This window comes from Proteus genomosp. 6 (assembly GCF_040139785.1).
In the GTDB taxonomy this organism is placed as follows: Bacteria; Pseudomonadota; Gammaproteobacteria; order Enterobacterales; family Enterobacteriaceae; genus Proteus.
In genome coordinates, this window is record NZ_JBEEVJ010000013.1 from 1 (window position 1) to 13,016 (window position 13,016).

A 13,016-nucleotide genomic window follows, 5' to 3' on the forward strand; every position below is an offset into this window, starting at 1 on the left:
GGTAGTTCAGTTGGTTAGAATACCTGCCTGTCACGCAGGGGGTCGCGGGTTCGAGTCCCGTCCGTTCCGCCAACATTAAAAAACCTAAGTCTAACGACTTAGGTTTTTTTTTGCTTAAAATTTAGAATAAAAAATAAATTAATCGGATAATTTTAAGTAAACATAACTATTATATATAAAAATAATTACTTTTGTTGATTATGGTGTCCTTTTAAAGGGTGAGAGCGAAGCTTGGCTTTGGTATACTTTAGTTATAGCAAGATATCTTGCTGTTTATCTGAGGTTGCTAATGGCGAAAAAACCGAATTATTCAGTGCGTTTTGTAGCAGGTCAACCTGTTGAAAGGATTGAGCCCAGCCCACCTTTAAGTGAAAGAAAGGATACCTTACCTATCGGAATGCCCCTTTACACTGAAGGCACTCTAAAAATTGCGGTTTGGAATATCTATAAACAGCAACGACTCAATTGGCGTAATATGTTGGAAACGCTCTCAACAGATACGCATTTGCTTTTGTTACAAGAAGCTCAAACTACACCTGAGCTTGTACGTTTTGCTGGAATTCACCATTTAATTGCAGACCAAGTCCCTGCCTTGGCTTTTCAACAACACCCAGCTGGTGTGATGACATTATCAAGTTCCCATCCTATCTATTGCTGCCCTCTCAGAGAGAAAGAGCCCTTTTTACGACTACCCAAATCAGCATTAATTACGGTATATCCATTAATTACGGGTGATCATTTAATGGTTATTAATGTACATGCGATTAATTTTAGTTTTGGTGTCGATGTTTATCAGCGTCAATTGAGCAATTTATCTGTTCATATCATGCATCACAAAGGACCTGTTATTTTAGCGGGTGATTTTAATGCGTGGAGCCGCCCAAGAGTCAATGTATTAAAACGTTTTGCAAGAGCGTTAAGACTTAAAGAAGTTATTTTTGATAATGATTGGCGTACAAAAGCCTTTGGTAAACCTTTGGATTATATTTTTTATCGAGGGTTATCGTTGAATAAAGCTGAGGTCTTAATCACAGATGCATCTGACCATCATCCTTTAATCGCAACATTTTATTAGTAGGTAATAATAACATAAGTTAATGTTTAATTTTTTAATATTTAAATTAAATATGATTATATCTATCATTTATTAATATAGCTATATTATGCTTAACTAATCTATCTATTTAATCTATTTGTTATATTAATGTTATTTACTATACTTTTTTGGTCTATCTAATATCACTAGATATAGGAAATAAAATGCCAACAAAAAATATAGTTATTATTGGCGGTGGTACCGGCGGAACTATTCTTGCTAATATCCTAGCTAAAAAATTAAATGACGAAATCTTTTCAAATAAAATTAAAATTACGCTTATTTCAGATAATCCTAATCATTATTACAAACCTGCATTTATGTATATTGCATTTAATCTTTTTTTAAAAGAAGAGCTAATGCGTTCAGAAAGAAGTTTATTAAGACCCGAAATTGAATTTGTTATCGATAAAGCAGAACGTTTTGACTTTAATAATAAAGTGATTTATTGCGAATCTAATAAAAAATATAACTATGATTTTTTAGTATTAGCAACAGGTTGTGTTCCTAGTCCTCATAGAATTGAAGGCTTAAAAGAAGCGGGAAATCATTTTTACCAATATGAAGCCGCAAGAACACTTGCTGATAAATTAGCTAAAATTGAAAAAGGTCGTGTATTTATTACTGTTAGCTTCCCTGAAACACCTAATGTACCGCATCAATGTGGTATTGCTCCTATGGAGACAACATTGATGCTGGATGAGCTTCTTCGTCAGCGTCGGGTGAGAAATAATATTGAAATTGTTTATACCTATCCTACGGTTGCTCAACTTCTAAGAAACTGTCTGTTTATGCAACAAGAGGTTTGTGAAGTTCTTCCGGCCGTATTCTCTGAGCGAGATATTAAAGCTAAGCGAGGCTTTACGTTGAGCCATGTTGATCCTGATAAGAAAATAGCTTACTCAAAAGAGGGCGAGGCAGAGCCATTTGATATCCTTATGAGTACACCGCCTATTACGGCCGTTGAGGCGATTCGTAATACAGGTTTGAGTGAACATAATAATGGTGAAGGCTGGTTACCTACTGATCCTGAAACATTGCAAGTCTATGGATTAAATCAAGTGTATGTTCTTGGTGATACGGTTGATTTACCGATTAGTAAAGCCGGTGGTAGTTGTCATAACCAAGCGGGTGTAATTGCAAATAACATCTGTGGCGAGCTTCGTTACGGTTATCCTGCTGCGATTTATGATGGTCGTGTGCAGGCGGTCGCACAAATGGGATTATCAGCCGGTATGCCATTACAGTATGACTATAAACATGACGTGATTCCTACACCACCGACAAAGCTAGGCGGATTACTGCGTAATAGTTATAACCGAGGTTTATATTGGGCAACCGTTAGAGGATTATTATAGGGGATACAATAATGAGTGAAAATAACTTAAGCCCAGCAGATATTCAACTATTATCTGATGAAGATAAATTACATCTTCAACATTTATTAGAAAAAGCAAGACCATTATTAGCATTAAAGCGCTTTGATAATATCGTCGATTTATTATCTTTAATATCTGACTCAATAGATATTATGGATAATGCAACGGTTGAAAAACTTTCGGTTGCGTTTGAAAAAACATTAATTCCAGTATGGGAGTTAAGTGCTGCTTATAATATGGCAAAGAAAGAATCTATTTATCAAGATAAAAAATATACATTAGGTTCAACTTTTGCGTTATTAAGAAACCCTGATACGCTTAAAGGGATCTCAATTATTTTAAGAACAGTTCAAATTATCGGGGAAAATAACCAAAGAATAGAAAATTAATTAATAATTAGGAGATATAATGACGCAAAGTAATAAACATTTTAATACTCAAGCAATACATTATGGTTATTCTCCGTTAGATTTTCAGAGGGCATTAGTGCCTCCTGTTTTTCAAACATCCACTTTTGTTTTTCCAACGGCACAATATGGTGCTGATTGCTTTGCTGGAAAACAAAAAGGGTATTTTTATTCTCGGATCTCAAACCCTACTTTAGAGTTATTAGAAAAGCGTTTAGCACAATTAGAAAATGGTGAAGGCGCCGTTGTTTTTTCTTCAGGAATAGGGGCAATTACTTCTAGTTGCTGGTCGTTACTTCAGCCTGGTGATGAACTCATTGCTGATATGACGCTTTATGGCTGCACTTTTACATTTTTCAATCATGGACTGGCTAAATTTGGTGTTAAAATAAAGCACGTTGATTTAACTAACCTTGAAAAACTGAAAGAAGCGATTACTGAGAAAACAAAATTAATTTTTTTTGAAACTCCTGCTAATCCTAATATGCGTGTCAGTGACATAGCAAAAATATCAGAAATAGCGCATCAACATAATATTTTAGTCATGGTAGATAGCACTTACTGCTCGCCTTATTTACAACAACCTTTGGGGCTTGGTGCTGATATTGTTGTGCATTCTATGACCAAATATTTATCAGGTCATGGAGATGTCACTGCAGGAGCAATTATTACCACGCACGCCCTAGCAGATAAAATACGTGTTGAAGGTTTAAAGGATATGACTGGGGCTTGTTTGTCTCCTCATGATGCTTCGTTAATATTGCGAGGAATAAAAACGCTAGGCATAAGGATGGAGCAGATCTGCCAAAATGCACAACGTATTGCAGAATATCTTACAGATAATCCTAAGGTTGAAACTATTTATTATCCGGGATTAGTTTCTTTCCCTCAATATGAACTCGCCAAACGCCAGATGCGTTTATCTGGTGGCATGATAGCTATTGAGCTAAAAGGAGGCATAAAAGCGGGTAGAGAGTTTCTCAATCGTTTAAATCTCTTTAGTCGAGCAGTGAGTTTAGGAGATTGCGAATCTTTAGCTCAACATCCTGCCACAATGACTCATGCCACTTATAGTGCAGAAGAACGACAAAGACATGGTATTAGTGATGGTTTAATTCGACTATCGATTGGTCTTGAAGATGTGGATGATTTAATTGCTGATTTAAAACAAGCTCTGGCTTAGTGAAAATCGCATAATTTATAATAAAGAAAAAGGCTGTGAATTAATCCACAGCCTTTATTGTTTAACTCAGAATTGTTTGATTCAGAAATGTGATTTATTTCTGGTTCATTCTCGGTTTGATACCGACATAATAGCCAACAGTTAAAATAGCTACCCATACCATACCGACAACCAATGCCATTCTGGTTGACTCAAAATAGCCTAAGATTGCGATAACAAACGCCATAAAGACGATAGTCAGTGCTGGTGCAACAGGCCATAGCGGTACTGGAAATTTAAGCGTTTTCACTTCATCTGCGCTCATCTTGCGACGCATAGCAACTTGAGAAAGCAAAATCATTAACCACACCCAAACTGTTGCAAATGTCGCAATAGAAGCGATTAAAACAAAGATTTGTTCTGGAATAAGGTAGTTAAGTACTACGCCCAGCAACAATACAACAGACATCACTAGCACCGTCATCCAAGGCACACCATTGCGAGTGAGCTTCATAAAAGATTTTGGTGCTTGCCCTTCTTGAGCCATGCCGTACATCATACGACCAGCACCGAAAATATCACTGTTGATCGCAGAAATTGCTGCTGTGATAACCACAAGGTTTAAGATATTTGCCGCTGAATTGATCCCTAGATTTGAGAAAATCTGTACAAATGGGCTACCGTTATGGCCGATTTGTTGCCAAGGGAAAATGCACATTAGAATGAAAATCGTCAGTACATAGAATAATAAGATACGAAACGGTACGGCATTGATAGCTTTAGGAATGGTTTTTTCAGGATCTTTAGCTTCACTGGCAGTAATACCAATGACTTCAATCCCACCAAACGCAAACATCACAATGGCAAGTGAGGCGATAACCCCTTCAATGCCATTCGGCATAAAGCCACCAAACTCCCATAAGTTAGAGATACCAATAGGGTGTTCAGTTTGTTGGCCAAAGCCATACATCATAATGACAACACCACCAATTATCATGGCGATAATGGCGGTCACTTTAACAATGGAAAGCCAAAATTCCATTTCACCAAATATCTTCACATGGCAAAGGTTTAAGGCACCAATAAAGCAAACTATCCCTAATACCCATATCCATTGATCAACATCTGGGAACCAGAGTTTCATATAAAAGCCAAATGCCGTGACGTCTGCAAGACATACAATCAGCATTTCAAAAACGTAGTTCCAGCCAGTTAAGAAGCCAGCTAAAGGCCCCATATAATGGCTTGCATATTGTGAAAAAGAGCCTGCAACAGGATGATGAACTGCCATTTCACCTAATGCACGCATAACCATAAATACTGCTGCACCACCAATAAGGTAAGCAAGCAATACAGCTGGACCCGCTTTCTCAATGGCAGCCGCAGAGCCATAAAATAAACCTGTACCGATTGCAGAGCCAAGCGCCATGAAACGAATGTGCCGCCCTGATAATCCTCGTGAAAGTTGATTCTCTTTTTGCATCTAAAGTATTCCCATCTCTGTCCAACGGAGGAATGCTATCCTCTTTTTCAGTGTCTTCTCGCACGTTAGCTATTCAAAACAAACCATGTACCTTATCATAAAGCCTCTTACGGTGAGATAGTTATCTGTAATAATCATCAGCATTCATTGGATATCAGAGTTTCTTATGCAATACCCCATTAATGAAGTGTTTCAAACCTTACAGGGTGAAGGTGTTTTTACTGGCGTTCCTGCACTTTTTGTTCGATTACAGGGTTGTCCTGTAGGTTGTAGTTGGTGTGATACCAAACATACTTGGGAAAAAGAAGAGGAAAAAAAAGTTCTTCTTGGCGATATTCCTATTAAAACGCAAGAAAGCGATACTTGGGGAGAAGCCAGTGTTGCTCAGATTTTATCACTTTTCCAACAACAAGGTTATAGTGCAAAACACGTGGTTATCACAGGAGGCGAGCCTTGCTTATATGATTTACGTCCTTTAACAGAAGGGCTAGAGCAAGCAGGTTTTGCCTGTCAGATAGAAACCAGTGGTACTCACGATATTTTATGTAGTGAGAAAACATGGGTGACACTTTCCCCAAAAGTAGGCATGAAAGGGGGATTGACGGTATTACCCAGCGCAATTAATAGAGCTAATGAGATAAAACATCCCGTTGGGCGTGAAAAAGATATTGAAGTGTTAGATGCCTTACTGATATTACGCACAGAACACCCTGCGCCTGTTGTTGCCTTACAGCCCATTAGTTGTAAAGAGAGTGCAACAGCATTATGTATTAAAACCTGTATTGAACGTAATTGGCGTTTCTCTATGCAAACGCATAAGTATTTAAATATTGCGTGATCGCGTTTTTAATATAAAAAAATCAGCCAATAAAAGGCTGATTTTCTTTTAAGTGATAATGGGTTAATGTAAAACCCGATTTATTCACCGCGATAAATACATCCTGCTGTACACGTCTCTTTTACCATCACCGCAGATAATAATGGCAATGACGGTTTTACTTGTTGCCAAATCCATTTTGCCAGCACTTCGCTGGTTGGATTTTCTAGGCCTTCAATTTCATTGAGATAGTAGTGATCTAGACGCTCAAGAGTAGGTTTAAATGTGGCTTTCACATCAGCAAAATCAATAAGCCAACCTGAATGTTCATCAACTTCACCTGTTAGTTCTAATCTAACAAGAAAAGAGTGTCCATGAAGACGCCCACATTTGTGGCCTTCAGGAACATGTGGCAAATGGTGGGCTGCTTCAAACTGAAAATCTTTAAAGATGGTGGTTGTCATCAAAACTCTCTTGACTTAATTAGTAAAAAAAAGACACAAATAGAACGAAGTCTACCAGTGTAGCTGATTTAGCGTATCACGCCTAATCTCCCTTAATCTTAATGGCTTATTATGTTTCTTTTTGCTTATTCATTATATTGATAAAGGAAACCAATAAATAAATTTAGCATTTAAGGTTATTAGATAGAGCCAACAGGTCTTTAATTCGCCTTCTAGTCGTGAGATACCCTCTCAATATTAGAAATATTATCAAAGAACAATAAAGCACAGATAAGTGCTTCGCTTTTTTAAGGCAGGATAAATGAGCAATCAACCTCCATTATTATCAATGCTTCCATTAACCTCGGAGCAATTGAGTAAATTAAAGGACGCAACAAAAGATCTCTCAACAGCGCAAATTGCGTGGTTATCTGGCTATTTGTGGGGGCAGCTTAATCCTTCTGTTGTATCCGCATCGACAGCGGTTAATTCAGTACACGTACCAGAGCAGGAAACCATTACATTGATCTCTGCTTCTCAAACGGGTAATGCGCGTCATCTTGCCGAACAGTTACGAGATAATCTGGTTGCTCACAAATTGAATGTAGAACTATATTCCGCAGGTGAATATAAGTTTAAGCAGATCCATAAAACAACAACCTTGATCATCATTGCATCGACGCAAGGTGAAGGTGATCCTCCTGAAGAAGCGATAGCTTTTTATAAATATCTGAACTCTAAAAAAGCCGCTGAAATGAAAGAAACGGCTTATGCAGTATTGAGCTTAGGTGATACCTCGTATGAGCATTTCTGTAAGGCAGGAAAAGACTTTGATGAGCGAATAGCACAACTGGGCGCAACTCGTTTATTACCAAGAGTTGATGCCGATGTTGAATATCAATCTGTTGCGGATGAATGGATAAAACAGCTTACAGAACTCTTAAAAGCAAGAGTACCAGAACAAAGTACGCAAATCCTGCAACAAACACAGTCAGGTACGACGGATACAGTTAATGCTTCTATTTATCATCGAGATGCCCCTTTTACTGCTACATTACTGACTAATAAAAAAATCACAGGCAGAAATTCAGATAGAGATATTCGCCATATTGAAATCAGCCTTGAAGGTTCTGATTTACAATATCAACCGGGCGATGCGCTAGGCGTTTGGTTTAATAACTCACCTGAAAAAGTTGATGAACTTATTGCCTTGTTGTGGCTAAAAGGTGATGAACCTGTCACGTTAAAATCTCAAACATTCACCTTAAAAGAAGCGTTGCTACATCATTGTGAACTAACTCAAAATAGCGCACCTATCGTAAAAGCCTATGCCCAATTGACGCGCCATGAAGATCTATTGTCATTGGTAGCTGATAAAACCAAGCTTCAGCAATATGCAGACAAACATCCTATTAATGAGATGGTGCGTCAATATTGTGCTCAACCCACGGCACAAGATTTTGTTGATATTTTACGTCCACTAACTCCTCGCCTTTACTCTATTGCATCGTCACAACAAGAAGTAGAAGACGAAGTACATCTTACTTTAGGGGTTGTACGTTACGACGTTAACTCTCGAGCTTATACCGGTGGAGCCTCTGGTTTTTTAGCCGATAGCTTAAAAGAAGGCGATAGCGTCAATGTTTTTATCGAAAAAAATGCACATTTTCGTCTCCCTGAAGATAACACCGCACCTGTCATTATGATTGGTCCAGGTACTGGAATTGCACCTTTTAGAAGTTTTATGCAGCAGCGCGAAAATGACGCTGCAACAGGTAAAAACTGGTTATTTTTTGGTAATCCTCATTTTGTAGAAGATTTTCTCTATCAAGTGGAATGGCAACGTTATGTCAAAAGCGGTCTGTTAACTCATATCGATTTAGCATGGTCACGAGATCAAGCACATAAAATTTATGTACAAGATAAATTACGCGAACGTGGTAGTGAGATTTGGCAATGGTTACAGCAAGGTGCTTATCTTTATGTTTGTGGTGATGCATCTCGGATGGCAAAAGATGTTGAACAGGCGTTGTTAGATATTGTGATGGAGTATGGCAATAAAAATATTGAAGAAGCAGATGAATACTTAAGTGAGCTACGCCTAGAACGGCGTTATCAGAGGGATGTCTATTAAATGAAATCACACACTCAAGCGCCCTTAGTGGTTGAAGGGAAACTGGCTGATAGTGAACGCATGAAAAGAGAGAGTCACTTTTTACGCGGCACTATTACAGAAGACTTACAAAATGGTTTAACTGGTGGCTTTGAAGGCGATAACTTTTTGTTAATTCGCTTTCATGGCATGTATCAGCAAGATGACAGAGATATTCGTGCTGAACGTGCGGAGCAAATGCTAGAACCTCGCCATGCCATGATGCTACGTTGCCGTTTACCTGGCGGCATTATTTCGCCTAAACAGTGGCTTAGTATTGATAAGTTTGCGACTGAAAATACACTTTATGGCAGTATTCGTATTACTAATCGTCAAACATTTCAATTTCATGGTATTTTAAAAGGTAATGTAAAACCCGCACATCAGATGCTTGCAGCAACAGGGTTGGATTCTCTAGCTACTGCGAATGATGTTAACCGTAATGTCTTATGTACTTCAAACCCAGTGCAATCTTCGTTACACCAAGAAGCGTATGAGTGGGCGAAAAAAATATCAGAACACTTATTACCTCGCACTCATGCTTATGCGGAAATTTGGTTAGATAAAGAGAAAGTTGCAACCACAGACGAAGAGCCTATTTTGGGGGAAACCTACTTACCACGGAAATTTAAAACGTCAGTGGTGATCCCTCCTCATAATGATGTTGATCTTCATGCGAATGACATGAATTTTATTGCGATTGCTGAAAATGGGCATTTAGTCGGTTTTAATGTACTTGTGGGGGGCGGTTTAGCTATGACACATGGCGATAAGAAGACCTTTCCTCGCTTAGCCAGTGAGTTTGGTTATATCCCTATTGAGAATACATTGGCAATTGCAGAAGCGATTGTGACAACTCAGCGTGACTGGGGAAATCGAACTGAACGCAAAAATGCAAAAACAAAATACACATTAGAGCGTGTTGGCGTAGAAACGTTTAAACAAGAAGTTGAACGCCGTTCGGGGGTGACTTTTGAGGCTATTCGACCTTATGAATTTACCCATCGAGGCGATCAAATTGGTTGGTTAAAAGGTGTTGATGATAAATGGCACCTGACTTTATTTATTGAAAGTGGACGGCTGATTGATACACCTGATGCTCCGCTAAAAACAGGTATTGCTGAAATCGCTAAAATTCATCAGGGTGATTTTCGCCTTACCGCAAATCAAAACTTAATTGTCGCAGGTGTACCAGAGAATGAAAAAGCCAATATTGAGGCAATTACTCGTCGATATGGTTTGATTAACGATAACGTCACACCTCTGCGTGAACATGCAATGGCGTGTGTTTCTTTCCCAACTTGCCCATTGGCAATGGCAGAGGCAGAACGCTTTTTACCGGCATTTACTGATACACTTGATAGCTTAATGGCTAAACATGGTGTGAGTGAAGAGCATATTGTTGTGCGCGTAACGGGATGCCCAAATGGCTGTGGTCGAGCAATGCTTGCAGAAGTTGGGCTGGTGGGGAAAGCACCTGATCGCTATAACTTACATTTAGGCGGTAATCGCATCGGGACACGTATTCCGAGAATGTATCGCGAAAATATTACCTCACAAGAAATCATCTCAATACTTGATTCACTGATTGGTGAATGGGCAGTTTCTCGTCATAACAATGAAGGTTTTGGTGATTTTCTTATTCGCACTGACGTTGTTAAACCCGTACTTAATTCTGCGATTGATTTTTATGAAGTGCAGGAGGCGGTATGAGTCTATTTCAGCTTGCTTCGCTAAAACAGTTACCTGTTGAAGAGCAGACACATGCTTTGAGCCAGATTAATCAACGGTTAGAGCAATTAAGCGCCATTGAACGGGTTACTTGGGCTTTAGATAATTTACCTAAAGCCTTTGTATTAAGCTCCAGTTTTGGCATTCAAGCCGCGGTTTGTTTGCATTTAATGACAAGACAATACCCTGATATCCCCGTGATTTTGACTGATACAGGTTACTTATTTCCTGAAACCTACCAGTTTATTGATAGTCTAACGCAGCAGTTACAACTTAACTTGAAGGTCTATCGAGCTGAAATATCTTCATCTTGGCAAGAAGCGCGTTACGGCAAACTTTGGTTAGAAGGCATTGACGGTATTGAGCGTTATAACCAGATAAATAAAGTAGAGCCAATGGAAAGAGCTTTACGTGAATTACAGGCTCAAACGTGGTTTGCAGGCCTTCGTCGTCAGCAATCTAAAAGTCGTGAACATTTGCCTGTGCTTTCAATCGCAAAAGGGATCTTTAAGTTTTTACCCATCGTAGATTGGGATAATAAGAAAGTTTATCAATATCTTAAAGAAAACGACTTACCTTACCATCCTTTATGGGAGCAGGGTTATCTCTCAGTGGGAGATATTCATACAACTCGAAAATGGGAAGAGGGTATGAGTGAAGAAGAAACACGATTTTTTGGCTTAAAACGCGAGTGTGGATTACACGAATAACGTCATTATCTGCCAATAAATAGTTGGGTAATAGAGCTTATCTATTGCCCTTTTTGTCATTTTTAAAAATCATAACTATTTGAAAATATTTTATTTTTCCTTATTCCTTTCTGTTCCATTACATATCTTTTTGTCATTTCATAACCCTTAAAGCACCTTTTATAGTCGTTAGTTATAAAGTGAACAACGAAGGTGAAATGCGCGTATGGATTACCTACCCTTATTTGTGGAATTAAAAGAACGCCCAGTGTTATTGGTTGGTGGTGGTCATGTTGCTGCGCGTAAAGCTTTGCTGTTATTAAGAGCAGGCGCTCGCTTAAGAGTGATTGCACCTCAGTTGTGTGATGAATTACATCTTGCTTATCAGCAAGAAAAAATTGAATGGGTATCAGCCAAATATCAATCTGAATATCTATTAGGAATGATGCTTGTGATTGTGGCAACTGATGACAGTGTGCTTAATCAGCAAGTTTATCTTGATGCACAAGCACGGCATATTTTTGTCAATGTTGTGGATTCACAACCTCAATGCTCATTTATCTTTCCCGCCATTATCGATAGAAATCCCATTTTGATTGCGATTTCATCGGCAGGAAAAGCCCCTGTTTTAGTGCGAATGATACGTGAAAAATTAGAAGCTTTATTACCAAACTCATTAGGCACAATGGCAACAATTGCTGGAAAATGGCGCAATAAAGTGAAACAGCAATTAGGCTCGTTTCAAGCGCGTTGCCGTTTTTGGGAGCAAGCGTTTAGTGGCAAATTTGCCGCTTTAGTGGCAAGTGATCAACTGGCACAAGCAGAAGCCTTGCTTGCACAACAATTGAAACAAAAAGAGATCCAACAAGGTGAACTAGCATTAGTTGGGGCAGGCCCTGGTGACGCAGGATTATTAACACTGCGCGGCTTACAGGTTATTCAACAAGCCGAAGTTGTGCTCTATGACAGTTTAGTGAGTCCAGAGGTTTTAGAGCTTGTTCGTCGTGACGCTGACACTATTTGTGTAGGTAAAAGAGCGGGGCACCATAGTGTTTCTCAAGAAGAAACCAATGCGCTGATCGTGAAACATGCGCAACTTGGTAAACGTGTTGTCCGATTAAAAGGGGGCGATCCCTTTATTTTTGGACGAGGTGGCGAAGAACTAGAGGTTGCAGTACAACATGGCATTTCATTCCAAGTTATTCCTGGGGTTACTGCGGCAAGTGGCGCAAGTGCATACGCTGGTATTCCATTAACGCATCGTCAATACGCACAAACTGTCACCTTTATGACAGGACATTGTAAACCCGACGGAATAGAGCCTGATTGGGCTTCATTAGCGCAGGCGAACCATACGCTAGCAATTTATATGGGAACAACAAAAGCCGAGCTTATTAGCCAGCGTTTAATTAAACTCGGGCGTTCTCCATTAACGCCCATCGCGGTGATTAGTTGTGGTACACGTCGTGATCAGCAAGTTTTCACGGGAAATCTAACACAATTAGCGCAGTTAGCCGAAAACGCGCCAATGCCCGCTTTATTAATTGTAGGGGAAGTCGCGGCACTACATCACCAACTTGCGTGGTTTGGTGATAGACAATCCCAATCAACATCATCAATCCATTCACCTTTGGTTCATTTTGCCTAAAACGAGGTT

General features: G+C 39.1%; 11 protein-coding genes. 9 read left to right on the top strand and 2 right to left on the bottom strand.

Going from position 1 to position 13,016, the window contains the following annotated elements; translation table 11 throughout:
• Positions 1 to 289: 289 nt before the first annotated feature.
• The 4 genes from ABN212_RS15085 to ABN212_RS15100 all read left to right on the top strand — a co-directional run bounded on the left by ABN212_RS15085 (position 290) and on the right by ABN212_RS15100 (position 4,065).
• The gene (locus ABN212_RS15085; protein WP_198625916.1) at positions 290 to 1,075 is read left to right on the top strand and encodes an endonuclease/exonuclease/phosphatase family protein; all 786 of its coding nucleotides are present in this window, start codon (positions 290 to 292) and stop codon (positions 1,073 to 1,075) included.
• 185 nt (positions 1,076 to 1,260) lie between these two features.
• Positions 1,261 to 2,454 carry an NAD(P)/FAD-dependent oxidoreductase gene (locus ABN212_RS15090; protein ID WP_109401386.1) on the top strand — a complete coding sequence of 398 codons (1,194 nt, stop codon included), beginning with the start codon at positions 1,261 to 1,263 and terminating at the stop codon, positions 2,452 to 2,454.
• Between the two features lie 11 nt (positions 2,455 to 2,465).
• Positions 2,466 to 2,864 (top strand): hypothetical protein, encoded by a 399-nt coding sequence (locus ABN212_RS15095; protein WP_349443376.1) that lies wholly within the window; start codon positions 2,466 to 2,468, stop codon positions 2,862 to 2,864.
• A gap of 19 nt (positions 2,865 to 2,883) precedes the next feature.
• On the top strand, positions 2,884 to 4,065 hold the full coding sequence (locus ABN212_RS15100) for a methionine gamma-lyase (protein ID WP_198620884.1): 1,182 nt from the start codon (positions 2,884 to 2,886) through the stop codon (positions 4,063 to 4,065).
• A gap of 94 nt (positions 4,066 to 4,159) precedes the next feature.
• Here ABN212_RS15100 and ABN212_RS15105 read toward each other — a convergent pair whose 3' ends face one another.
• On the bottom strand, positions 4,160 to 5,527 hold the full coding sequence (locus ABN212_RS15105; protein ID WP_098942033.1) for an amino acid permease: 1,368 nt from the start codon (positions 5,525 to 5,527) through the stop codon (positions 4,160 to 4,162).
• Between the two features lie 166 nt (positions 5,528 to 5,693).
• Here ABN212_RS15105 and queE point away from each other — a divergent pair, with 166 nt between their 5' ends.
• On the top strand, positions 5,694 to 6,365 hold the full coding sequence (gene queE, locus ABN212_RS15110) for a 7-carboxy-7-deazaguanine synthase QueE (RefSeq protein WP_198632678.1): 672 nt from the start codon (positions 5,694 to 5,696) through the stop codon (positions 6,363 to 6,365).
• 80 nt (positions 6,366 to 6,445) lie between these two features.
• Here queE and queD read toward each other — a convergent pair whose 3' ends face one another.
• Positions 6,446 to 6,811, bottom strand: a complete 366-nt coding sequence (queD, locus tag ABN212_RS15115) for a 6-carboxytetrahydropterin synthase QueD (RefSeq protein ID WP_198632679.1) — start codon at positions 6,809 to 6,811, stop codon at positions 6,446 to 6,448.
• Positions 6,812 to 7,109: 298 nt separating this feature from the next.
• On the opposite strand from queD, the gene cysJ reads away from it, so the two are divergent.
• The 4 genes from cysJ (at position 7,110) to cysG (ending at position 13,007) form a co-directional block, all read left to right on the top strand.
• A complete protein-coding gene (gene cysJ, locus ABN212_RS15120; RefSeq protein ID WP_349443377.1) occupies positions 7,110 to 8,921 on the top strand; it encodes an NADPH-dependent assimilatory sulfite reductase flavoprotein subunit in 1,812 nt (603 codons plus the stop codon).
• Positions 8,922 to 10,652 carry an assimilatory sulfite reductase (NADPH) hemoprotein subunit gene (gene cysI / locus ABN212_RS15125; protein ID WP_349443379.1) on the top strand — a complete coding sequence of 577 codons (1,731 nt, stop codon included), beginning with the start codon at positions 8,922 to 8,924 and terminating at the stop codon, positions 10,650 to 10,652.
• Complete coding sequence (locus ABN212_RS15130; RefSeq protein WP_198620880.1) at positions 10,649 to 11,380, top strand: phosphoadenylyl-sulfate reductase; 732 nt, start codon at positions 10,649 to 10,651, stop codon at positions 11,378 to 11,380. Before cysI ends, ABN212_RS15130 begins: the two co-directional genes overlap by 4 nt.
• A 205-nt stretch (positions 11,381 to 11,585) precedes the next feature.
• On the top strand, positions 11,586 to 13,007 hold the full coding sequence (gene cysG / locus ABN212_RS15135; RefSeq protein ID WP_198620879.1) for a siroheme synthase CysG: 1,422 nt from the start codon (positions 11,586 to 11,588) through the stop codon (positions 13,005 to 13,007).
• The last annotated feature ends 9 nt before the right edge of the window (positions 13,008 to 13,016 follow it).

What these genes read in the sequence shown, in the direction of transcription:
- ABN212_RS15100 (WP_198620884.1), top strand. Translation starts at nt 2,884, where the DNA reads ATGACGCAAAGTAATAAACATTTTAATACTCAAGCAATACATTATGGT.
- ABN212_RS15085 (WP_198625916.1), top strand. Translation starts at nt 290, where the DNA reads ATGGCGAAAAAACCGAATTATTCAGTGCGTTTTGTAGCAGGTCAACCT.
- ABN212_RS15090 (WP_109401386.1), top strand. Translation starts at nt 1,261, where the DNA reads ATGCCAACAAAAAATATAGTTATTATTGGCGGTGGTACCGGCGGAACT.
- ABN212_RS15095 (WP_349443376.1), top strand. Translation starts at nt 2,466, where the DNA reads ATGAGTGAAAATAACTTAAGCCCAGCAGATATTCAACTATTATCTGAT.
- cysG (WP_198620879.1), top strand. Translation starts at nt 11,586, where the DNA reads ATGGATTACCTACCCTTATTTGTGGAATTAAAAGAACGCCCAGTGTTA.
- cysI (WP_349443379.1), top strand. Translation starts at nt 8,922, where the DNA reads ATGAAATCACACACTCAAGCGCCCTTAGTGGTTGAAGGGAAACTGGCT.
- queE (WP_198632678.1), top strand. Translation starts at nt 5,694, where the DNA reads ATGCAATACCCCATTAATGAAGTGTTTCAAACCTTACAGGGTGAAGGT.
- ABN212_RS15105 (WP_098942033.1), bottom strand. Translation starts at nt 5,527, where the DNA reads ATGCAAAAAGAGAATCAACTTTCACGAGGATTATCAGGGCGGCACATT.
- ABN212_RS15130 (WP_198620880.1), top strand. Translation starts at nt 10,649, where the DNA reads ATGAGTCTATTTCAGCTTGCTTCGCTAAAACAGTTACCTGTTGAAGAG.
- cysJ (WP_349443377.1), top strand. Translation starts at nt 7,110, where the DNA reads ATGAGCAATCAACCTCCATTATTATCAATGCTTCCATTAACCTCGGAG.